This is a genomic window from Ferrovum sp. PN-J185, assembly GCF_001581925.1.
Lineage (GTDB): Bacteria > Pseudomonadota > Gammaproteobacteria > Burkholderiales > Ferrovaceae > PN-J185.
Map to the genome: position 1 here is coordinate 245,923 of NZ_LQZA01000001.1, position 21,936 is coordinate 267,858.

Here is a 21,936-nt window from a genome sequence, read left to right on the forward strand (position 1 = left end):
CTAAGGGAGAGCAATCATGGGGTTTTTAACGCAAAAGAGATGGACGGGAATTATTGTATTTTTGTCTTTAATAGGATTGGTTTCCTGCGGTGGCGGAGGAGGGGGAGGAACCTCAAGTTCTGCTACACCAACCTCATTACAATCAACTGCGACAGTCTCAAATGGAACAGTTACAGCGCTGGGCAGTGTGTTTGTTAACGGACATGAGTTTGATACTTCGTCAGCGAATATAGTGGATGCGGATACCGGTATTGTTAACAGCTCACTCAATTCCGCGCTATTGAGTAGCGGACTACTTTCACCTGTGGTCGGAATGACTGTGGCAGTGAATTCAGCCACGAACAGTACTGTGGCGGTGCCCGTTGCAAAAGAAGTAAGAATTACGCCTTTGGTACGCGGCTATGTTGATGCCAGTGACATGACAGCAGGAACAATTACAGTAATGGGGCAAACTATTCAGATTACTTCAAGTACGTCTTTTACAGATAAACGAGCTTGTACAACAGGTATCACATCATGTGTTCCTGTTACAGGACAAAGCAACTTACAGAGTACAAGTGGTAACGTTGTTGGAACCTATGTGATTGTTTATGGTTATTCTTATGCACAGTCAGGATCCTCCATGGCACAAATTGTGGCTACGATGGTGAGTGCTTGGGATGAAACTAATACTGTATTTACACAACCTTTCACTACAGATAATGGTGTGAGCACAGAACTTTATCCATTTAAAGTGTCAGGGGCAGTGAGCTTAGCAAATGGTATTTATACTGTTGGCAATGAAACCATTAATTTGGCTAGCGCAACTTGTACGATTAATAGCGTGACATCAGTGTGCTCTACCATTCCCAATGGTGCTATGATCTCAGCGCGCGGAATTACCCAGCCTGTAATAGGAACAAATACATTCGTACCGAATGTAGTGAGCGCATTTACTGGAACGAGTGCAATTAATCCAGGTGGTTCAACACTACAAGTTGGTCAAACCGTGGAAATTGAGGGCACTGTTTCACTGGTATCTGGTACAAATTTTGTTGTACGTGGTATTACTATTGATGGAAGTCAGTTAACAACAAACTTTCCTACAGTGGGAGCGAAAGTAGAGTTTACGGGTACAGTTAACGCAAATGGATCAATTGTTGCTTCTGCAGTTCAGTCTGAACTCTCCTCAACACTATCCAGAACAATTTTTACTGCACCAATTACCGTAGCAGCTATTACCAGTGGTGCTACAGCAGCCACTAATTGTGCAGCGTCTTTACCCGCTTACACAGTAACAATTTTAGGGCAACCAGTAGTAGTTGACTGTAATACTGAAATTGCTGATCGTACAGCGACGACTTTTGCTGCATTTAATATTACTAATTTCTCATCTTATTTGGCCTCTTTGGCTACAGCCACATCTAGTCCTACTGTATACACTGTGATTTCAACTTATTTAGATGCATCATCAATCCGTCGCGCCACAGGTATCAGTGTTATCAAAGCACCTACAACAGGATTTGTGAGTGTTTCAGGTTTGGCTACAACAGGAACTAGTGCAGTAGGTCTTACTCCTATTGTGGTCCAAGGAGTAACTGTTGATTTTGGTTCAGCCACAACTACTATTTTAGTAAATAACTCACCAACTACCTCTAGTTCGTTAAGTATTAATGCCGGCGATTATGTTACTGCTGTTGGTGCAGTTAATACTACTAATGCCAGTGAGGTGAATACTAATATTGCAACAGGTGTATTAGCAGTGGTTCAACAGGGAACTATGCAAAATAACGCCAACACTCACCTTGGAGAAAGCGGTGATCATGGCGGTGGCAATATAGGTTTCCGAGGTTTTGATAATTAATAATTATTAGTAAAATATCAGTATATAGAGCCTAGAAGTTGTATTTTCTAGGCTCTTTTTATGATAAGGCCTGTATTAGTTCATTGCGGATATTTTCACGTTGTCCCGTTTGTTCAAGACCAGTGTCGTCCAAAATAAATACGTCCTCAACACGTTCTCCTAATGTATTGATACGTGCACTCTTTAAATTGATACGATGACCAACTAATACACGCGCAATTCTATACAATAGTCCAGGACGATCTCCAGCAACGATAGTGAGTGAGCGATCATGGTGTCTTTCTCTATCACCAAAATGAACCATCACTTCTATGGGGAAATGTTGCAAATGTCTTGATATTCTAGAGTTCAGCGGTTCTTCTAGAGAGGATTGTTGGATTAACCTAGTTTGCAATTCTTCTTCAATACGTTTAATTACATGACGGTAATGATCATTCTCTTCACTTTTATGAACTATTTGAAATGTATCTAAAGCATAACCATTAAGCGAAGTATGAATTTTTGCCTCTTGAATGGTGTAAGAGATTTTTTCAAAATAACCACAAATTCTTGCAAATAAAGCTGTTTGATCAGGGGAGTAAATGAGAACCTGAATACCCTCTCCAAGAGGGGAAAGTCTTGCTTTGACAATGGGTTTAGTAGAGTCAATAACTCCTTGTAGCGATCTTGCGTGCCAAGTGATCTCTTTTTCATCATAGCGTTGGAAATAAAACGGATCCACTATCCGCCATAATTTAATTTGTGATGAATCTAATAACCCGTAATGCTTTAAGGTATTTAGAACACGTTGCTTTTTCTCTTCAATCTCGGTATCAATATCAGTTTGATGGCCATCAAAGTAACGTTCAGTGAGTCGATATAAGTCTTCTAGTAATTTGGCTTTCCATGCATTCCATACTTTAGGGCTGGTTCCCCTAACATCTGCTACTGTAAGTAGATACAAGGCAGTTAAATGTCGTTTGTCTTTTACGCTTAAAGCAAATTTCTCAATGACTTCAGGATCAGATAAATCTTGTTTTTGCGCTACGGAAGACATACGTAAATGGCTCTCAACCAACCAAGATACAAAGTTTGTATCGTATTTTGATAAACCATGCGTAGTACAAAATTCTTGTGCATCCTCACAGCCTAGAAGAGAATGGTCTCCACCTCTGCCTTTGGCAATATCATGAAATAGAGCAGCAATATAGAGTAGATCAACACGATCAAATTGACGCATTAAAATTGAACAAAATGGAAACTCATGATCATACTGAGGTACTGCGAATCGTCTTAAGTTAGTTAATACCCGCAGAATGTGTTCATCAACTGTGTAAACATGAAATAAGTCATGTTGCATTTGCCCTTCGATTTTACCGAAGGAGGGGATATAGCGCCCTAAAATCCCGAAATAATTCATTCTTTTTAATACTTCAGCAGTCCTTAGTGGTTGCCTAAGTATGTCCATAAACACCTCTTGATTGTGAGGGTTTATACGAAATTGGTGATCAATTAACTTTTGCGCACGCCACAAATCACGAATAGCTGTTGGAGTAAACCCTCTTAATTTGGGATACTTTTGTAGCATTAAAAAACCGTCAAAAATCAAATCAGGCTGAGTACTGAATAAGTTTTCTGGTGTGGTTCCGAGTAAGTCATCTTGGCGAATAAAATGATCAGAAAGTCGTTGTTGTTTTTCTGTTTCTTGCGTTTTGGAAAATTGCGCTTTGACTTGTTCAATAATAATAGTGTTAATTAATAAGACCGACTTAGCTGTTTGATAGTATTGCTGCATCATCATTTCGCTTGCGCGATGATTTTCTTTGTCTTTAAATCCTAATTCATTTGCTAATTGGTTTTGATAATCAAACAGCAATCTGTCTTCACGTCTTTTAGCAAGATAATGTAAACGTATTCGTAAGTTTGCAAGATATTTAATTAAAGATTTTATTTTGGTTATTTCTTGTTCAAATAAAATACCTGCTGTGACTAAGTCTTGCCACGTATTGCCATACCCTGCACCCCAAGACAACCAAATAATGGTGTGCAGATCTCTAATCCCTCCTGGACTTTCTTTTATATGAGGCTCTAAATTAAAAGCGGTATCATTGTGTTTGTGATGACGATCTTTTTGCTCTTTAATTTTACCTAGGATAAATTGATTTAAATCCAAAGTATGGAACAAACCTTTTCTCAGTCCTTCCAAGTGGTTTGGTTGACCAATAACCAAACGCGAATCAATAAGGGTTGTTGCAATAGTAATATCTTCTTGTGCTACTTCAAGACATTCATCAAGGGTTCTTACGCTATGCCCAACTTCAAGACCAATATCCCAGAATAACCCAATTAATGACTCAATTTTTGTTAAGCATTCAGTTGATAACTCTTTATCAATTAATATTAGTAAATCTATATCTGAGAAAGGAAATAACTCCGCTCTCCCATAGCCACCAACAGCAATGAGACTGATTTTGTCATTAAAATCAAACTCTTTCCATATTTTGGTTAATACATCATCAACAACCCCCGTCCACTTATTGAGTAACCAATTTGGATTGGGTTTTTGGTAATACTGAGTTTTTAATTTTTCTCGTTGTTCAAGTAAATGTTGACGAATTGTTTTTATATCAATGTTGATCATAATGTAGGACGAGATGGACATCCTTCAGATTGTGTCAATACTTCATAACCTGTTTCAGTGACAAGAACCGTGTGTTCCCACTGTGCAGACAAACTGTGATCGGCAGTAACAATAGTCCAACCGTCAGCTAATTGTCTAATTTCTTTCTTGCCTGCGTTAATCATTGGTTCAATGGTGAAAATCATACCAGGACGAAGTTTTATACCAGTTCCTTTCCTTCCATAGTGTAAAACTTGGGGGTCCTCATGAAATTCTTTACCAATACCATGTCCGCAAAACTCCCTAACAACACTATAACCTGCATTTTCTGCATAGGACTGAATAGCAAAACCTATGTCACCTAAAAAGGCCTCAGGCTTAACTTGTTCAATACCAATCCACATAGATTCAAACGTGATTTGGCAGAGTCTTGTTGCTTGTTTACTACCTTCACCAACCACAAACATTCTACTGGTATCTCCGTGGAAGCCATCCTTAATCACGGTAATATCAAGATTAACAATATCGCCATTTTTAAGAGTTTTACTACCTGGAATACCATGACAGACTTGGTGGTTAACCGAAGTACAAATCGATTTTGGATAAGGTGTGTAACCCGGAGGGCAATAATTAAGTGGCGCTGGAATAGTCTGTTGAATATTTACCATGTAGTCATGGCATAACCTATCAAGCTCTTCTGTAGTAACGCCCGGTTTAACATAAGGGGTAATAAAATCAAGGACTTCGCTGGCTAAGCGCCCAGCAACACGCATTGCTGCGATTTCTTGTGTATTTTTAATATGAATTTTCATGGAATGACCTAATGATATTTATTTGCATTATAGCATTTTAGGGTACGTTCCTTGAAAACAACCCTTAAAAATGCTAAAATTAAGAGCTTTTATTAAAAGGTCTATGAAAGACTTTAAGATAGAAGCTGGAGAATTCGTTACATACGATTCTATTTTAAAACGACTCATGCCGATATATTGTTAGGGTGCTTTTTTAAAAAGTTAGCTAATCGGCAGAGGCTCAACCCTCACACTAAGGAGTGTTTTTATGTCAGTTACAATGCGTCAAATGTTAGAAGCTGGTGTTCACTTTGGGCATCAAACCCGTTTTTGGAATCCCAAGATGGCCCCTTACATCTTTGGTCATCGTAATAAAATCCATATTATTAATTTAGAAAAAACGTTGCCGATGTACCAAGAAGCCATGAAGTTTATCCGTCAGGTGGCAAATAACAAAGGTACCGTTTTGTTTGTTGGAACTAAACGTCAAGCAAGAGAAATCGTTCGCGAAGAGGCTTTACGCAGCAACTCGCCGTTCGTTGATCACCGTTGGCTTGGTGGTATGTTAACCAATTTTAAAACTGTTAAACAGTCAATTAAACGTCTCAACGAATTAACAACAATGACAACCGATGGTACTTTAGAAAAGTTACCAAAAAAAGAAGCATTGAACTATCAACGTGAATTGGAAAAATTGGAACGCAGTCTTGGTGGTTTCAAAGACATGCAAGGTATTCCTGATGCTATGTTTGTAATCGACGTGGGTTACCAGAAAAATGCTATTGTTGAAGCTCGTAAGTTAGGTATTCCAATTATCGGTGTGGTTGATACCAATAACTCTACCGAAGGGGTTGACTACGTGATTCCTGGTAATGATGACTCAACGCGTGCTATTCGTTTGTATGCTCGTGGTGTTGCTGATGCTATCTTGGAAGGTCGTTCTGCAAGTATTTCCGAAATCGTCAAAGGCGAAGAGTACGAAGAAGTTGTTGAGCCTACACAAGAGTAATAGTGTTGTCTAATTAAGATAAAGCTTTAAGGAGTTTGAAAATGGCGGAAATTACCGCAAGTTTAGTGAAAGAGTTACGTGAGTTAACTGGTCTTGGCATGATGGAATGTAAAAAGGCTCTCACAGAATCTAATGGTGACTTAAAGGCTGCCGAAGATTTATTAAGAATACGTAGTGGTGCAAAAGCCAGTAAAGCAGCTGGCCGAATCGCTGCTGAAGGCGTGGTTGCAACTTACGTAAATGCAGAAGGCAATCTCGGTGTAATGGTTGAAGTTAATTGCGAGACTGACTTTGTTGGTAAAAATGAAGATTTCGTTTCTTTTGCAAAAATGGCTGCAGAATGTGCCGCCAACTCTCAAGTTGCTGATGTAGAGACCTTGGGTCAATGCAAAACTTCAGCCGGTGAAATTCTTGAGGAATCAAGAAAAGCTTTGGTTATGAAATTAGGCGAGAATGTAACTATTCGTCGTTTTGCGCGCTTTAATGCGAAGGGTCGTCTTTCTCAATATCTTCATGGTGCAAAAATTGGTGTCATGATTGACGTTGAGGGTGGAGATGATGCTTTAGGTAAAGACTTGGCTATGCATATTGCTGCAAGTAAACCAATTTGTGTTTCTAAGGACGAAGTGCCTGCGGAAATCTTAACTAAAGAGCGTGAGATTTATACTGCTCAGGCAGCTGAATCTGGTAAACCAGCTGATATTATCGCTAAGATGGTGGATGGAAGAATTGCAAAATATTTGGCTGAGGTAACCTTAATGGGACAACCTTTTGTTAAAGATCCAGATCAGACCGTGGAAAAATTATTGGCTGCCAAAAAAGCCCGAGTTCATAGTTTCACCATGTATGTGGTTGGTGAAGGTATTGAGAAAAAAAGTGAAGACTTTGCGGCTGAAGTAGCTGCTGCTGCTGGCGCTGCGATGGCTTAACCATGACCCAACCCGTATACAAACGAATATTAGTAAAACTATCAGGTGAAGCCTTGATGGGGTCGGATGCATACGGGATTAATCGAGCGACCATTGATCGGATTGTCGCTCAATTAGCGGAAGTTCAACGCTTAGGCGTCGAGCTTGCCGTGGTTATTGGTGGGGGCAATATCTTTAGAGGTGTTGCTTTGGGTGCTGAAGGTATGGATCGCGCTACAGCTGACTACATGGGTATGCTTGCCACGGTAATGAATGCTTTAGCGCTTCAAGATGCAATGAAGCGAGTTGGTCTGGTCAGCCGAGTTCAGTCAGCTCTTCATGTGGATCAAGTTGCAGAGCCTTATATTCGTGGTAAAGCATTGCGTTACCTAGAGGACGGTCGCGTCGTTATTTTTGCAGCTGGAACTGGTAACCCTTTTTTTACCACTGATACTGCAGCGGCTCTTCGCGGCATGGAAATGAATGTAGATGTTGTTTTAAAGGCCACTAAAGTTGATGGTATTTACACTGCTGATCCAGTGAAAAATCCTGAAGCCAAACGTTATGAATCCTTAACTTTTGAAGAAGCGATTGTCAATAATCTACAGGTTATGGATGCTACTGCATTGACCTTATGTCGTGATCAAAATATGCCTCTGTGTGTATTTAGTATCTTCAAAGAAGGAGCTCTAAAACGGGTGGTTATGGGTGAGCCTGAAGGAACCTTTGTTAGGAATTAAATTGGAGCCAGTGGAATGATTGCTGACGTAAAAAAAACTGCTGAACAAAAAATGGCAAAGTCTGTTGAAACACTGAAAACTGACTTGTCTAAAGTGAGAACTGGTCGAGCCCATGCGGGAATATTAGACCATGTTATGGTTGATTATTACGGTAATCCTACCCCTGTTAATCAAGTGGCTAATGTGAACTTAATTGATGCGCGAACAATTGGTGTTTCTCCTTATGAGAAAAATTTGTTGTCTGCCATTGAAAAAGCAATTAGAGAGTCTGATTTGGGCTTAAATCCAGCCAGTCAAGGAGATCTAATCCGCGTTCCTATGCCTGCTTTAACAGAAGAAAGACGCAGGGATTTAACTAAAGTCGTTAAATCTGAGGCAGAAAATGCGCGAGTTGCTGTTAGAAATATTAGACGAGATGCAATTGGTCAATTGAAAGATTTGCTTAAGGCTAAATCTATTTCAGAAGATGAAGACCGTAAAGCACAGGATGATATACAAAAATTAACTGATAAATTTATAGCAGAAGTTGATAAATTATTGGTTACCAAAGAAGCTGAATTAATGGCTGTTTAACTGAACTATCAACCTGAGGACTTGCCATGAGTAATACGAACAGCTCTACCTTAGCAATTCCTGAGGTTGGTTCAATTCCTCAGCATATTGCTGTTATCATGGATGGCAATGGTCGTTGGGCTAGAAAAAAATTATTACCAAGAATTGCAGGGCATAGACGTGGAACAGATTCTGTTCGTTCATTAGTTAAATCTGCAATTGATCTTGGTATTCCTTATGTTACTTTGTTTGCCTTTAGTAGTGAGAACTGGCGCCGTCCGGCAGATGAAGTATCTATGTTGATGCAGTTGTTTTTAACTGTATTAAAAAAAGAAATCAACCGATTACATCGTCACAATATTCGCCTACGTGTAGTAGGTGATGTTTCTCAATTTGATACGCCGTTACAAGAGTTAATTCGTTCTTCTGAACAATTAACTGAAAAAAACACTCAATTAACCCTCACTATCGCGGCAAATTACGGCGGAAGATGGGATGTTTTGCAGGCCTTTAATAGGCTTATGAGAGAGTGTCCCGAAAAGATTGAACAAGATATTTCTGAGAGCGATTTGACTCCCTATTTATCTATGGGGAATATTCCTGAGCCTGATTTGTTTATTCGTACAGGTGGGGAAAAACGTATAAGTAATTTCTTATTATGGCAATTAGCCTACACGGAATTATATTTCACAGATACTTTATGGCCTGACTTTGATGAAGACAGTCTTAAAGAAGCAATACTATCCTATCAGTCAAGGGAGAGACGCTTCGGTAGAACCAGCGAGCAAGTGTCTCAATCAAGCTGGCCAAGTATTTCTGCGGCCATATAATTAATCTATATGTTAAAACAGCGTCTTGTCACTGCCTTTTTCTTGTTGTTGGGCATGGGATGGGCGTTGTTTTATACAACTGCAAATCAGTGGCACGTGATTGTGGCTATTATTGCCTTATTCAGTTTTTGGGAATGGGCTCAGCTTGGACGTTTTAGCCGGTTAGAAACCTACTCTTATTTGTTGTTAACAGCAGTTTGTTATGCTGTGATTGAAATTCTGTTTGCGCACAGTCATATCCCCTTCGTATTAAATATTCTTGCTATCTTATTTTGGTTAATAGTGGCGCCTCTCTGGCTCAAAAATCTCTGGCACATAGAGAATAAATGGGGGCACGCTCTGCTAGGTTGGTTGTTATTGTTTTCAACTATGTTCTCACTGGCTGTGATTAAACAATCAGGAGCAATTCAATTGTTATTACTATTAATTATTATTTGGTTATCTGATAGTGCTGCATATTTTACTGGTAAAGCAATCGGTAAACATAAATTAGCACCAAGTATTAGCCCAGGGAAAACCTGGGAGGGTGTGACGGGTGCATTAGTGATGGTCTGTTTATATGGTATTTTTTTACAATTTTTTTGGCCATGGACCGAGCTTCCTTTGATTGGTTGGATTAAAAATCATCAATTTAATTTTTATACGTTACTAATAGTTATAGCTATACTGGGTATTCAAGGTGACTTGTTTGAGTCATGGTTAAAACGTTGCGTAGGTGTTAAAGACAGTGGTTTTATTTTGCCGGGCCACGGTGGCGTTTTAGATAGAATCGATGCCTTGATTGCTACGTTGCCAGTCATGGCAATATGGACTGAGAGTTTAGTCAGATAATATGACACAGCAACACATTACAATATTAGGGTCAACTGGATCCATAGGCTGTAGTACTTTGCAAGTCATTGCCATGTACCCTGAAAAATACAGGGTATATGCATTAACGGCTTTTAGTAATAGCGAATTGTTACTTGAGCAATGTAAAGAGTTTAAACCTGCCTATGCGGTGTTAGTTAATGTTGATGTAAATGAAGAGTTAATTCAGCGATTCAAAGACCAACAAACGCAATTATTATTTGGTATTGATGCGTTAGAAGAGGTTGCAGCAAACCACTCTGTTGATACAGTAATGGCTGCTATAGTGGGGATAGCGGGTCTTAAACCCACTCTTGCAGCAGCATCACGTGGTAAAAGAATATTGTTAGCCAATAAAGAGTCTTTAGTTGTGTCGGGGCAATTATTAATCGATGCCGTAAAACTCAGTCAAGCAATCCTTCTTCCCGTAGACAGTGAGCACAATGCGATATTTCAATCTTTACCAATAAACCATCAAAGAGGGCTTACTGAATCTGGCGTCGAAAAAATCATCTTAACAGCTTCAGGCGGTCCTTTTTTACATAACCAATTAAATGAGTTAGCAGATATCACTCCAGAGCAAGCATGCAAGCATCCAAACTGGAGTATGGGTAAAAAAATATCGGTTGATTCTGCTACGATGATGAATAAAGCTTTGGAATTAATTGAAGCATGTTGGTTATTTAATGCAAGCCCATCTCAAATCGAGGTACTGATTCATCCGCAAAGCATTATTCACTCTATGGTAGCCTATAGAGATGGCTCAGTTATCGCTCAATTAGGATGTCCCGATATGCGAACTCCGATTGCGCATGCATTAGCTTATCCAGATAGAATTAAATCAGGTGTCCCTACTTTAGATCTCGCTAAGGTGGGAAGCTTGCAATTTGAAGCAGTTAATTTAGATCGTTTCCCAGTTATTCGTTTGGCTTATGAAGTTGTGAAAACAGGTGGAACAGCCAGTACAATTTTAAATGCTGCAAATGAGGTGGCTGTTGAAAGCTTTTTAAATAGACGCATTCGTTTTAATCAAATAACCGACGTTATTGAGGCAGTATTGAATCAGATGACAATTAACTCAGTGGACTCGTTAGATGTGGTGTTAGCAGCAGACCAACAAGCCAGAGTCTTAACTTATACTGTTATTGAAAAAAATGAGGTGTAAAGTATATGGGGATTATTGAAACACTAGCGGCTTTTCTTTTTACGCTACTCGTTTTAATTACAGTTCATGAGTTTGGCCATTACTATGTGGCTAAGCGTGCTGGAGTGAAAGTATTACGTTTTTCCATTGGCTTTGGTAAGCCTATCTGGCAGAAACGGATTGGGCCTGATAAGACCGAATGGGCTTTAGGTATATTGCCTTTAGGTGGTTATGTGAAAATGCTTGATGAACGTGAGGCACCAGTTGCTCATAATGAATTACATCGCGCTTTTAATAATCAAACTCTTGGTAAACGTTTTGCTATAGTCAGTGCAGGCCCCTTGGCTAACTTTATATTAGCCATTTTGTTGTTTACTATCCTAAATATGATTGGCATTCCAGGAATGCGTCCTTTCATAGACCAGCCTGCCAAAGGAACTATCGCTGATGCGGCTGGATTGAAAGGGGGAGAGCTTATTGTTGCTGTAGATAACAAGCCCGTCTCAAGCTGGAACGATCTGGAACCCTTATTAGTTGAGAAAATACTTAGTGAACAACAAGTTAACTTACAAACGCAAGATGATGCGGGGCATGTGGCTTTTAAAAAGTTAGATCTTTTTGGATTTGATATGGCGCACGCAGATCAGGATCTCATTAAAGATATTGGAGTATTACCTTGGAATCCTCCTATGGCGCCTGTGGTTGGAAAAATCTTACCTGATAGTCCCGCTGCAAAAGCCAATCTAAAAGAGGGAGATAGGGTTATTTCGGTTAATCAAGAGAAAGTTGAGGATTGGCAAGCATTAGTCAAAATCATTCAATCTCAACCGGGTCACACTGTATCTCTCAAGGTTGAGCGTTCGGGGCAGTTGCTACCACTTCAATTAACTCCCGAGTCAGTAAAAAGCAATGATGGCAAATTAATTGGTCGTATAGGTGTGATGCCACAGCGCGATAGCGCTCTAGTAAACAAACTAAAGGTAACAGTACGCTATCCTTTGGGTGTAGCCGTGATGAAGTCTGTTGATAAAACCTGGAATGTAACGGCTTTAACTTTTAAAAGTTTTGCCATGATGTTAGTTGGTAAGGCCTCTTGGAAGAGTATAGGTGGGCCAGTTCAAATTGCAGGATTTGCTGGAGAGACCGCTAAATTAGGAATTATTCCCTTTTTGTCTTTTGTGGCATTAATTAGTATCAGTCTTGGCGCATTGAATTTACTTCCAATTCCGGTATTAGATGGCGGTTATTTGTTGTATTATGTAGTGGAATTATTAAAAGGGAGTCCTGTTTCCGATTCTGTGGTCGCTTTTACTCAAAGAATTGGTCTCGTGTTACTGACTGCATTAATGGTATTTGCCTTATATAACGATATACATAGATTGTTAACTAATTAACCTGATTTCATGATCAAACGATTACTTTCTGCACTGTTGTTGTGCTCATTTAGCTTGGCTGCTTTTGCTTTAAATTCCTTTGTTATTAAGGATATTAGGGTGGAGGGGGCACAACGTATTGAAGTGGGTACAATATTTACCTACTTGCCCATTAAAGTTGGCGACAAAGTAACCGATGAAAAGGCTTCCGAAGCACTTAAAGCACTTTACGGAACGGGGTTTTTCTCAGATGTAGTGCTCGAGGAAGATCATGATGTACTGGTTGTAAAAGTTCATGAACGTCCAGCTATCGCCAAGTTGGAAATTAATGGATCAAAAGAATTTCCGAAGGACCAACTCAAAGAAGCTTTGAAGTCAATTGGCTTGGTTGAAGGGCGCATCTATGATAAGTCAATCCTTGATAAAGCTGAAAAAGAGTTAAAAAGACAATATTTAAGTAAAGGGCATTATGCCGCGCAGGTGATAGCAACTGTTACGCCTATGGATCGCAATCGTGTGGCAATTACCTTAAATATCGTAGAAGGGGATTCCTCTGAAATTAAATCTATTAATATTATTGGCGTAAAAGCATTTAAAGAAAAAGAATTATTAGATCAGCTTAAACTCTCAACTCACGATTGGATTAGTTGGTATACCAAAAACGACCAGTACTCAAAACAAAAGCTCAGTGGTGACTTGGAAACATTAAAAAGCTTTTATGAAGACCGTGGTTACCTAGAGTTTGCTATTCTTTCAACGCAAGTTTCTATTTCTCCAGATAAGCTTGGTATTTATATCACTATTGTTATTTCTGAAGGAAAACGCTATACCGTTTCAGACGTTAAGATGGCTGGACGTTTCGTTGTACCAAGAAAAGAGTTAGAAAAACTCATTGAAATTAAAAAAGGTGAGATTTTTTCTCGACAAAAGGTCACTGAATCCATTAAGGCTATGACAGATCGCTTGGCTAACGAAGGCTATTCTTTTGCTAATATCAATGCTAACCCACAAGTTAACAAAGACAATCAAACGGCCTCTTTCACTTTTGTGGTTGATCCAGGCCGTCGTGTTTATGTGCGACACGTTAATATTTATGGTAACGCAAAAACTCGAGATGAAGTAATACGTCGTGAGGTTCGCCAACTTGAAGGAAGCTGGTACTCAATTGCAAAAATCAATCGATCAAAAGAGCGTATTGATCGATTGGGCTTTTTTAAAGAGGTTACTGTAGATACAAAACCCGTTCCCGGTACCACAGATCAGGTTGATGTTAATTTTACTGTGGTTGAGCAGCAAACAGGTTCTATTCAATTGGGTGCAGGTTACTCACAAGTACAAAAAATTATTTTGAGTGGAAGTATTAGTCAAAATAACTTATTTGGAACAGGTAACTCATTAACGCTTGCTTTAAACACTGGTCTAGTCAGCCGTAATGTGTCGCTAACTTATTTCAATCCCTACTGGACTGAGGACGGCATTGGACGATCTTATAGTATCTATGATCAGTCGTTAGATACAACATCTTTAATTGGCGTTAGCCCGTACAGTACTAATACGCTCGGTGCTGATACGCATTGGACTGTACCATTAAGTGAAACTAACGCATATACATTTGGTTTTGGTGTGGAAACAACCAGTGTCAATGTGTATACAGGTAGCCCGCTGCAATATTTGGGATTCGTCAATCAGTTTGGTGATTTGGCTAGAACAATTAAAAGTGACATTGGCTTCACTAAAGATACCCGAGACAGTATTCTCTACCCAACAAGAGGGGCCAATCAGCGTTATCGCCTAGAAGTAGGGTTGCCTGGTGCCGACTTGAAATACTATAAGGCTACCGCTGATGATCAGTGGCTTCATCCCACGTTTAATAAGGATATTACCTTTTCAGCTTCATCACATTTGGGTTATGCCAATGGTTACGGTGGCCAACCCTTAGCCTTCTTTAAAAACTTCTTTGCTGGTGGTCCTAATTCAGTTCGTGGTTATTATCCATTTAGTATGGGGCCTCAAGCACAGGATATTTACGGTAATATTTATAACTTAGGCGGTGCCAAGCTTGCTACCGGAAGCTTAGAGTTTTATTTCCCGTTCCCAGGGTTATCTAACGATCGATCCTTCCGTTTAAGCACATTCTTGGATGGTGGTAATGTTTTTGCGCAGAACCAACCTATTTCAACCAGTCAATTCCGTTATTCTTATGGTGTGGGGTTAAATTGGTATTCACCAATGGGGCCGTTACAATTTAGCTATGCATTTCCCTTTAAAACCCAACCCTATGATAATATTGAGCGATTACAGTTTCAGTTAGGTTCAACATTTTAAGAGAGTACTGATATGAAATTCTTAAGACTAGTTTTAGCAATGGTGCTTTTATCTGCGATTCCAGCAGTGTATGCGGATAACGTAAAAATTGGCTGGATTAACATCGAGCGTATTTTCCGTGAAGCTGCCCCTGCTCAAAAAGCAACTAAAAAGCTCGAAAAAGAGTTTGCTGCGCGTGATGCAGATTTACAACGTTTAGGAAAACAAGCTCGAGACCTACAAACATCGCTAGATCGTGATGGCATGACCATGTCTGAGTCTGATCGTAATGCAAAACAACGAGAGTTAGCTGACTTAAATCGCGAATTCCAACGCAAGCAAAGAGAGTTTCGTGAAGACTTAAATACCCGCCGTAATGAAGAATTAGCTGGTATTCAAGAAAGAGCAAACCAAGTTATTCGTCAGATAGCCGTATCAGAAAAGTATGACTTGATCATATCTGATGTTATTTATGCTAGCCCAACTATTGATATTACTGACAAAGTATTAAAGTCTTTAGCCGATAAACAATAGGTAATCTGTTTGAAGTCTAAGCATTCATTTACTCTGTCGCAGTTAGCTGAACTTTGTGATGTCGAGTTGTCTGGTAATGGTTCCGAGCTTATTAGTGGTATCGGAACCATTGGTGGTGCTAAAAAAGGTGAAATCACTTTTTTAGCGAATTCTCTTTACCGAGATTCTCTTAAAAATACTCAAGCCAGTGCAGTAATTTTATCTACAGTAGATCAATCCTTTTCTCCAACACACTGCTTAATCAGCGCAAATCCCTACGCAACCTATGCAAAAGTTGCTCAGTTATTATTCCCCTTTGATGAAAAACCTTCTCGTGTTCATTCAAGTGCTGTGGTAGCGGATGACGTTGTATTGCCTCAGAGCATTAGTATTGGTGCACATGTGGTGATAGAGTCTGGCGTGCGCTTAGGAGAAGGAGTAGTTATTGAGGCTGGGTGCTATATAGGGCAAGATTGTGTTATTGGTAATGAGACATATCTGTATCCTCACGTCACCTTATATCACCAAACACAGATTGGCCAGCGTGCCATTGTTCATTCAGGAGTAGTGGTTGGTTCGGATGGCTTTGGCATGGCGTGGGACAAAGGTAAATGGATTAAAATACCGCAAATTGGTCAGGTAATCATTGGTGATGATGTTGAGATTGGTGCCAATACAACCATTGATCGTGGTGCCATTGATAACACTATTATTGAAGATGGTGTGAAATTGGATAATCAAATCCAAATTGCTCATAATTGTCATGTTGGTGCTCATACTGTTATTGCTGGTTGTACTGGCGTGTCAGGAAGTACTAAAATTGGCAAACACTGTCGCATTGGTGGTGGAGTAGGAATTGTTGGTCATTTGGAGATTTGTGATGGCGTAACAGTAACAGGATTTACTATGATTACAAAATCCATCACTGAACCTGGCGTCTACTCTTCAGGTGTCCCCGGAGCACAACATAAAGAGTGGTTGGAAACATTGGTTTATTTGCGTCATTTGCCGGATTGGGCAAAACGAATTAAAGCGTTAGAAAAAGTAACTAAAAAAGAGGAGTAGGGAATATCATGGCTATTATGGATATCAAAGAAGTGATGAAATATCTTCCTCACCGATACCCTTTTTTGCTTATCGATAAAGTAGTTGAGTTAAATGTTGGGGAGTCCATTACGGCTATCAAAAATATCACCATGAATGAAGAGTTTTTTCAGGGACATTTTCCTGATCACCCTGTTATGCCTGGTGTATTGATTATTGAGGCAATGGCCCAAGCTGCTGCGTTGCTAAGTTATAAAACAGAAGGTAAGCAACCTAATGGTAATTTAGTAACCTATTTTATTGGTATTGATAAAGCCCGTTTTAGGGCACCTGTTTTCCCTGGTGATCAGCTGACACTTAAAGCTAAATTATTACGTCGCTCATCACGCTTGTGGAAATATGAAACACAAGCATTAGTGGACGGTAAAGTTGTGTCTGAGGCTGAATTGCTGTGTACTGAAAAGAATATTAACGAAGAATGATGATCCATCCATCTGCGATAATTCATCCTAAAGCCCAACTTGATGAAGGGGTTAGAGTAGGGGCGTATTCTATTATTGATGAGCAAGTAACCATTGGTAAGGATACGGTGATTGGCGATCATGTTAAGATTTCTGGTAAAACCACAATAGGGCAACGCAATAAAATTTATTCCTTTGCTGCTCTTGGTGGAGACCCACAAGACAAAAAATACCGTGGTGAAAATACGGCTCTAGAGATTGGCCACGATAATGTTATCAGAGAGTTTTGTACTTTTAACATAGGCACTATTGATGATGGTGGAGTAACTCGTTTAGGTAACCATAATTGGATTATGGCTTACGTACATCTAGCACATGATTGTCAGGTGGGTAACCATACCACTTTTGCAAATAACGCGAGTTTAGCAGGGCACGTTCATGTGGGTGACTGGGCTATATTGGCAGGTTTTTCTGGTGTACATCAATTCTGTCGTGTTGGTGCTCATAGCTTTATTGGTATTTCAGCTGTTGTCACTCAAGATGTTCCACCCTTCGTGACAGTTGCTGGTAACCCTACTAGTCCTCACGGTATTAATAGTGAAGGTCTGAAACGACGTGGTTACTCTTCAGAGGAGATCATGGCTATTAAACGGGCTTATCGAAAACTATATCGCTCATCCTTGTCACTTGATGAAGCTAAAAATGATATTCAAGAAATTGTGAGCGATTACCCAAAGGTACAATTGTTTCTCGATTTTCTTTTACAACCTAGCCCTCGAGGCATAATGCGCTGATGTTAAGAGTGGGGGTTGTAGCCGGGGAAGCATCAGGTGATCAGCTGGGCGCCTCACTCATTCGTATACTCAAACAACATTATCCTGATATCTATTTTGAAGGGATTGCTGGCCCTCTTATGATGAAAGAGGGGGCACACTCTTTATTTCCTATGGACAAGTTATCTGTAAGGGGATATTGGGAAGTATTACGCTCTCTTCGTGAATTATTGTCTATACGCAAAAAAATCATTGCTCATTTTATCCATCAACCGCCTGATTTGTTTATAGGTATTGATGCCCCTGATTTTAACTTGGGGGTTGAAGAACAACTCCATGCACGCGGTATTAAAACCATTCAAATGGTAGCACCAACGGTATGGGCTTGGCGTGAGGGAAGATTACCTCTCATTCAACGGGCAGTAGATCGTTTATTAGTCGTTTTCCCGTTTGAAAAACAGTATTTTGCTACTCATCGAGTAACCTCTACTTATATCGGCCATCCCTTAGTGAATCAACTGCCTCATCCTGTTAACCGTAAAGCAGTAAGAGAGTCTTTGTTTATTAATGATAAAGATCATGTGGTAGCACTGTTACCTGGTAGTCGCTCTTCAGAAATAGAATACCATGCTCGTTTATTTATGAATGTAGCAAAAGAAGTCAGTAAACATAATAAACCAGTTACTTTTTTAATCCCTTTTATTAATACTAAATTGAAAGAGTTATTTTGTCAGCTAGCTGGAGATTCACTGAACGATGTTCATATCATGATGCTTGAGGAAAATGCGCATCGGGTGTTGAGTGCGGCTGATGTGGCCTTAGTGGCATCAGGAACTGCGACACTTGAGGCTGCATTATTTGATTGTCCACAAGTGGTGACCTATAAACTATCAGCATTTACCGCTTGGATGGTTCGTCGCAAAAAGAAAAAGGGTTTTGTTGCACTACCTAATTTGATTTTAAATCAACCCATCATTGATGAATGGCTTCAAGAAAAAGCTACGGTTGAAAATATCACAGCTAGTTTAGATGAACTACTTAGTAACCAGGTTAAACGTGACATTATGTTGTCAGCCTACCAAAACATGCGTCAGGAACTATCCATTGATACTGAACAAGCCATCATTGATGGGGTAAGGTTGGTACTCGAGAATCATGCTATTTAGAAAAAAGATTGGACTGAAAGACAGTCTTGATGATTTAGTTGGTCTTACAGTGGGGTTGGATGAAGCAGGACGAGGTCCCATAGCAGGCCCTGTTGTCGCAGCAGCTGTAATACTGAATTCAGTGCATCCTATTGTAGGGCTAAATGACTCAAAAAAAATATCAGAATCAAAAAGAGAAAAGCTTGCTTTGTTAATCAAAGAGAACGCCTTATCATGGGCTGTGGCTTCTGCTAGTGTGGAAGAAATTGATGAGTTAAATATCTTACAAGCATCCTTACTTGCCATGAAACGCGCACTGAATCAGTTATCAGTACATCCTGACTACGTATTGATCGATGGCAATCAATTCATTGAATGCGACTATCCCATGTATGCTGTTGTCTCTGGAGATGCGAGAATTGAATCGATTTCTGCTGCATCTATTTTGGCTAAAACAGAACGCGATAAAACGATGCTTCAATTACATCAACACTATCCGCAGTATGGTTTTGCTCAACACAAAGGGTATCCAACCAAAATGCATCTTCAAACCCTGCATCAGTTTGGGGTTAGTTCCCACCACAGAAAAAGTTTTGGGCCAGTGAGGGAGTTATTATGAAAATAATTACCTCCTCAGATAATTTACTTATACGTCATATTCTTTCACTTAATAAAGACAACGCTTATCGGTTGGATAGGCAGCAGGTAGTAATTGAAGGGATACATTTAGTCCAGTCCCTCTTTAAATTTAAGAGAGACTGTATTGTTTCTCTTGTCTACTCTCAAGATAAGCGAACGCACAAAGAAGTGCGTGAGTTGATTGATGGCTTTGAAGGTGAACTCATCGAAGTACCTCATCAGTTATTCAAGAAAATAAGTACGCTCAATGCGCCGGATGGTGTATTGGCTGTTATGACTATGTTGCATGCAGAGTCTACAATAGTACCTAACGGTTTTCATTTGGCGCTTGATACGATTCAAGACCCGGGTAATGTAGGTACTTTATTACGTTCTGCTGCGGCTAGTGGTTTTAATACTGTGCTGTTGTCAAAAGGATGCGCTCATGCATGGTCACCGAAAGTGCTACGCGCGGGGATGGGTGCGCATTTTGAGCTCACTATTTTTGAGCAGGTGGATTTAGAAAAAGAGTTATATAATCCTTTACAGACTGTATGGGTAGCAACCTTATCTGAGTGTAGCCAACCTTACTACGGTATCAATCTAGCAGAGCCTTTTACTTTGATAGTCGGTAATGAAGGGGCAGGTGTTGATAGTAAGCTTCAACTCTGCTATCCCAATCATTTAAAGGTACCTATGCAAGGGAGTACTGAGTCATTAAATGCAGCGGTAGCAGGCTCAATTATTATGTTTGAAAGCTTGCGACAACGACAATAACTCACCAGATTTTGATCGCAAAAATAGCTCCAATTTGTATCGCATTGCCATTAGCACTTTGATTATTTAGTAATCCATTGAAGTGGAAATAACCAATTTCCGGGACAAAACTTGTGCTATCCGTCAGTTTGATTTTGCCGCCTGATGCGATACCAAGTGCGTTGAAATGATTAGATCCTGTGCTGCCAACTGCTGTTGGGATGGCTGTATATACTTCTCGTAATTCTGTAAACCAAGTATATTTAGGACTGATGGCATGACTTAGAATGAGATCAGCACCAGGGCTGTATGCACTTTTGGATGTGCCGGAGATATCAAGATAGGAGTAGGCGACGCCCCCTACTAAGGCAATTTGATAGGGATCATTAACGTTGGTTAGTCTTTTCTTGAGGTCAACTTCACTCCCTAGAGTTGGACCAACACTAGTGAAAGGTAGAGCAACTTGAACCAGACGATAGCCAATATCAGTATCTTCATTTAATCCATACCGAATTCCAGCATGAGGTATTGCCCCAGTGAAACTGTTACTCTGCGGGTTACCCACCCTTGCAAATTGAGCTCCCGTTCCAGCAATTACCCCAAGGCTCCCCGGAGAGAGAGTGTTGGCGTCAGAAAACCCTAATAACCAAAAAGCATTAGAGTACTGATAAAAAAATAAAAGAGCGCATAATAGGCTCAATTGTTTTAAAGATTGGGTCATATTAAGTTAACTTGTTATAAATTTAAGTTTTTGGAGTAACAGATTAATTACAAGTTCAGTTAGTTGACATCCTCCCTGCCCTAAACGGCAATAATTTCTGAGTAAAAAGGTTGAAAGTTCAATAAAGATGTCTTGATAAACCAGTTTGATGAAGAATGGTCGTGGACAGTTCTTCAATAGACATATTGGTCGAATCTAGAAAAGGAATTCCTTGCCCCCTCATGAGAGCTTCTGCCGCTTGAATCTCATAACGACAATTGGCTAATGACGCATACTCGCTATCAGGCCGTCTTTCTGAGCGAATTTGATGAAGTCGCTCAGGTTTTATTGATAACCCCCATAGTTTTTTACGATAGTTACTTAATGTATCAGGTAGTTTTTGGCGACTCAGGTCTTCGGGAATAATGGGGTAATTCGCCGCTTTTATACCAAATTGCATGGCAAGATAGAGACTTGTGGGTGTTTTGCCTGAACGCGATACGCCAACAAGAATAATCTCCGCTTCATCAAGCCCTCTAGAGCTTACCCCGTCGTCATGGGACATAGTGAAATTAATAGCCTCAATACGCTGTGTATAAGTTTGTGTATCCCCCCCTCCATGTGAGCGACCAATGGCGTGGGAAGAGGCAAGGCCAAGGGCGTTTTCTAATGGAGAGATAAAAATTTCAAAAAAATCAAATACAAGGGCATTAGATAAGCGAATTGTTTGACGTAGATCATCGTCAATTAATGTACTAAAAACAATAGCTTGGAACCCATCTTCAAGACTTGCTTGGTTAATAATAGTGACGGCTTCCTGGGCTTTTTCAGGGGAAGCAATAAAGGGTAATGTGCGTCTTTTAAAGGAAACAGACTCAAATTGTGTAATCAGACTCTGGCCAAGCATCTCTGCGGTAATCCCAGTGCGGTCTGATACGTAAAAAATACTTCTTTTTGGCATTTTAAAATCTCTCGATTAGGCTA

21 protein-coding genes are annotated in these 21,936 nt (G+C 39.9%); 17 read left to right on the top strand and 4 right to left on the bottom strand.

Annotated features, from left to right (window positions below; translation table 11 throughout):
- Positions 1 to 16 precede the first annotated feature (16 nt).
- A complete protein-coding gene (locus tag FV185_RS01225) occupies positions 17 to 1,843 on the top strand; it encodes a DUF5666 domain-containing protein (RefSeq protein ID WP_067492784.1) in 1,827 nt (608 codons plus the stop codon).
- A gap of 58 nt (positions 1,844 to 1,901) precedes the next feature.
- Here FV185_RS01225 and FV185_RS01230 read toward each other — a convergent pair whose 3' ends face one another.
- Positions 1,902 to 4,463 carry a [protein-PII] uridylyltransferase gene (locus tag FV185_RS01230; protein WP_082786970.1) on the bottom strand — a complete coding sequence of 854 codons (2,562 nt, stop codon included), beginning with the start codon at positions 4,461 to 4,463 and terminating at the stop codon, positions 1,902 to 1,904.
- Positions 4,460 to 5,254: a type I methionyl aminopeptidase gene (map, locus tag FV185_RS01235; protein ID WP_067492786.1), complete on the bottom strand. Its 795-nt coding sequence runs from the start codon at positions 5,252 to 5,254 to the stop codon at positions 4,460 to 4,462. The genes FV185_RS01230 and map overlap by 4 nt, the downstream gene beginning before the upstream one ends.
- 247 nt (positions 5,255 to 5,501) lie before the next feature.
- Here map and rpsB point away from each other — a divergent pair, with 247 nt between their 5' ends.
- Genes rpsB through FV185_RS01315 form a run of 16 tightly spaced genes read left to right on the top strand, consistent with a single transcriptional unit; the run spans position 5,502 to position 20,273 of the window.
- The gene (gene rpsB / locus FV185_RS01240; protein WP_067492788.1) at positions 5,502 to 6,242 is read left to right on the top strand and encodes a 30S ribosomal protein S2; all 741 of its coding nucleotides are present in this window, start codon (positions 5,502 to 5,504) and stop codon (positions 6,240 to 6,242) included.
- 41 nt (positions 6,243 to 6,283) lie between these two features.
- A complete protein-coding gene (gene tsf, locus FV185_RS01245) occupies positions 6,284 to 7,171 on the top strand; it encodes a translation elongation factor Ts (protein ID WP_067492790.1) in 888 nt (295 codons plus the stop codon).
- A 2-nt stretch (positions 7,172 to 7,173) separates the two neighbouring features.
- Positions 7,174 to 7,890 (top strand): UMP kinase, encoded by a 717-nt coding sequence (gene pyrH, locus FV185_RS01250; RefSeq protein ID WP_067492792.1) that lies wholly within the window; start codon positions 7,174 to 7,176, stop codon positions 7,888 to 7,890.
- Positions 7,891 to 7,905: 15 nt separating this feature from the next.
- Positions 7,906 to 8,463, top strand: coding sequence for a ribosome recycling factor (gene frr / locus FV185_RS01255; protein ID WP_067492794.1), 558 nt, complete (start codon positions 7,906 to 7,908; stop codon positions 8,461 to 8,463).
- A 26-nt stretch (positions 8,464 to 8,489) separates the two neighbouring features.
- Positions 8,490 to 9,272: a polyprenyl diphosphate synthase gene (gene uppS / locus FV185_RS01260; protein ID WP_067492796.1), complete on the top strand. Its 783-nt coding sequence runs from the start codon at positions 8,490 to 8,492 to the stop codon at positions 9,270 to 9,272.
- 9 nt (positions 9,273 to 9,281) lie between these two features.
- Complete coding sequence (locus FV185_RS01265) at positions 9,282 to 10,103, top strand: phosphatidate cytidylyltransferase (protein WP_067492798.1); 822 nt, start codon at positions 9,282 to 9,284, stop codon at positions 10,101 to 10,103.
- A gap of 1 nt (position 10,104) precedes the next feature.
- A complete protein-coding gene (ispC, locus tag FV185_RS01270) occupies positions 10,105 to 11,286 on the top strand; it encodes a 1-deoxy-D-xylulose-5-phosphate reductoisomerase (protein ID WP_067492800.1) in 1,182 nt (393 codons plus the stop codon).
- Positions 11,287 to 11,291: 5 nt separating this feature from the next.
- Positions 11,292 to 12,659, top strand: a complete 1,368-nt coding sequence (gene rseP, locus FV185_RS01275) for an RIP metalloprotease RseP (RefSeq protein ID WP_067492802.1) — start codon at positions 11,292 to 11,294, stop codon at positions 12,657 to 12,659.
- A gap of 9 nt (positions 12,660 to 12,668) precedes the next feature.
- Positions 12,669 to 14,963, top strand: a complete 2,295-nt coding sequence (gene bamA, locus FV185_RS01280; RefSeq protein WP_067492804.1) for an outer membrane protein assembly factor BamA — start codon at positions 12,669 to 12,671, stop codon at positions 14,961 to 14,963.
- A gap of 12 nt (positions 14,964 to 14,975) precedes the next feature.
- On the top strand, positions 14,976 to 15,476 hold the full coding sequence (locus tag FV185_RS01285) for an OmpH family outer membrane protein (protein WP_067492806.1): 501 nt from the start codon (positions 14,976 to 14,978) through the stop codon (positions 15,474 to 15,476).
- A gap of 9 nt (positions 15,477 to 15,485) precedes the next feature.
- Positions 15,486 to 16,520 carry a UDP-3-O-(3-hydroxymyristoyl)glucosamine N-acyltransferase gene (gene lpxD / locus FV185_RS01290; protein WP_067492808.1) on the top strand — a complete coding sequence of 345 codons (1,035 nt, stop codon included), beginning with the start codon at positions 15,486 to 15,488 and terminating at the stop codon, positions 16,518 to 16,520.
- Between the two features lie 8 nt (positions 16,521 to 16,528).
- Positions 16,529 to 16,981: a 3-hydroxyacyl-ACP dehydratase FabZ gene (gene fabZ / locus FV185_RS01295; protein WP_067492810.1), complete on the top strand. Its 453-nt coding sequence runs from the start codon at positions 16,529 to 16,531 to the stop codon at positions 16,979 to 16,981.
- Entirely contained in the window at positions 16,981 to 17,754 is a 774-nt protein-coding gene (lpxA, locus tag FV185_RS01300) for an acyl-ACP--UDP-N-acetylglucosamine O-acyltransferase (RefSeq protein WP_067494166.1), read from the top strand. Before fabZ ends, lpxA begins: the two co-directional genes overlap by 1 nt.
- On the top strand, positions 17,754 to 18,899 hold the full coding sequence (gene lpxB / locus FV185_RS01305; protein ID WP_067492812.1) for a lipid-A-disaccharide synthase: 1,146 nt from the start codon (positions 17,754 to 17,756) through the stop codon (positions 18,897 to 18,899). The genes lpxA and lpxB overlap by 1 nt, the downstream gene beginning before the upstream one ends.
- Positions 18,889 to 19,497 carry a ribonuclease HII gene (rnhB, locus tag FV185_RS01310; protein ID WP_082786971.1) on the top strand — a complete coding sequence of 203 codons (609 nt, stop codon included), beginning with the start codon at positions 18,889 to 18,891 and terminating at the stop codon, positions 19,495 to 19,497. Before lpxB ends, rnhB begins: the two co-directional genes overlap by 11 nt.
- Positions 19,494 to 20,273 (top strand): TrmH family RNA methyltransferase, encoded by a 780-nt coding sequence (locus tag FV185_RS01315; protein WP_067492814.1) that lies wholly within the window; start codon positions 19,494 to 19,496, stop codon positions 20,271 to 20,273. Before rnhB ends, FV185_RS01315 begins: the two co-directional genes overlap by 4 nt.
- A gap of 1 nt (position 20,274) precedes the next feature.
- On the opposite strand, the gene FV185_RS01320 is transcribed toward FV185_RS01315, so the two are convergent.
- Together FV185_RS01320 and ppsR are read right to left on the bottom strand one after the other, a co-directional pair.
- A complete protein-coding gene (locus FV185_RS01320; RefSeq protein WP_067492816.1) occupies positions 20,275 to 20,973 on the bottom strand; it encodes a hypothetical protein in 699 nt (232 codons plus the stop codon).
- Between the two features lie 118 nt (positions 20,974 to 21,091).
- A complete protein-coding gene (gene ppsR, locus FV185_RS01325; RefSeq protein ID WP_067492818.1) occupies positions 21,092 to 21,913 on the bottom strand; it encodes a posphoenolpyruvate synthetase regulatory kinase/phosphorylase PpsR in 822 nt (273 codons plus the stop codon).
- Positions 21,914 to 21,936: the final 23 nt, after the last annotated feature.

Excerpts from the sequence above, each read along its gene's own strand:
- FV185_RS01225 (WP_067492784.1), top strand. The coding sequence starts at position 17 with ATGGGGTTTTTAACGCAAAAGAGATGGACGGGAATTATTGTATTTTTG.
- FV185_RS01230 (WP_082786970.1), bottom strand. The coding sequence starts at position 4,463 with ATGATCAACATTGATATAAAAACAATTCGTCAACATTTACTTGAACAA.
- map (WP_067492786.1), bottom strand. The coding sequence starts at position 5,254 with ATGAAAATTCATATTAAAAATACACAAGAAATCGCAGCAATGCGTGTT.
- rpsB (WP_067492788.1), top strand. The coding sequence starts at position 5,502 with ATGTCAGTTACAATGCGTCAAATGTTAGAAGCTGGTGTTCACTTTGGG.
- tsf (WP_067492790.1), top strand. The coding sequence starts at position 6,284 with ATGGCGGAAATTACCGCAAGTTTAGTGAAAGAGTTACGTGAGTTAACT.
- pyrH (WP_067492792.1), top strand. The coding sequence starts at position 7,174 with ATGACCCAACCCGTATACAAACGAATATTAGTAAAACTATCAGGTGAA.
- frr (WP_067492794.1), top strand. The coding sequence starts at position 7,906 with ATGATTGCTGACGTAAAAAAAACTGCTGAACAAAAAATGGCAAAGTCT.
- uppS (WP_067492796.1), top strand. The coding sequence starts at position 8,490 with ATGAGTAATACGAACAGCTCTACCTTAGCAATTCCTGAGGTTGGTTCA.
- FV185_RS01265 (WP_067492798.1), top strand. The coding sequence starts at position 9,282 with ATGTTAAAACAGCGTCTTGTCACTGCCTTTTTCTTGTTGTTGGGCATG.
- ispC (WP_067492800.1), top strand. The coding sequence starts at position 10,105 with ATGACACAGCAACACATTACAATATTAGGGTCAACTGGATCCATAGGC.
- rseP (WP_067492802.1), top strand. The coding sequence starts at position 11,292 with ATGGGGATTATTGAAACACTAGCGGCTTTTCTTTTTACGCTACTCGTT.
- bamA (WP_067492804.1), top strand. The coding sequence starts at position 12,669 with ATGATCAAACGATTACTTTCTGCACTGTTGTTGTGCTCATTTAGCTTG.
- FV185_RS01285 (WP_067492806.1), top strand. The coding sequence starts at position 14,976 with ATGAAATTCTTAAGACTAGTTTTAGCAATGGTGCTTTTATCTGCGATT.
- fabZ (WP_067492810.1), top strand. The coding sequence starts at position 16,529 with ATGGCTATTATGGATATCAAAGAAGTGATGAAATATCTTCCTCACCGA.
- lpxA (WP_067494166.1), top strand. The coding sequence starts at position 16,981 with ATGATCCATCCATCTGCGATAATTCATCCTAAAGCCCAACTTGATGAA.
- lpxB (WP_067492812.1), top strand. The coding sequence starts at position 17,754 with ATGTTAAGAGTGGGGGTTGTAGCCGGGGAAGCATCAGGTGATCAGCTG.
- rnhB (WP_082786971.1), top strand. The coding sequence starts at position 18,889 with ATGCTATTTAGAAAAAAGATTGGACTGAAAGACAGTCTTGATGATTTA.
- FV185_RS01315 (WP_067492814.1), top strand. The coding sequence starts at position 19,494 with ATGAAAATAATTACCTCCTCAGATAATTTACTTATACGTCATATTCTT.
- FV185_RS01320 (WP_067492816.1), bottom strand. The coding sequence starts at position 20,973 with ATGACCCAATCTTTAAAACAATTGAGCCTATTATGCGCTCTTTTATTT.
- ppsR (WP_067492818.1), bottom strand. The coding sequence starts at position 21,913 with ATGCCAAAAAGAAGTATTTTTTACGTATCAGACCGCACTGGGATTACC.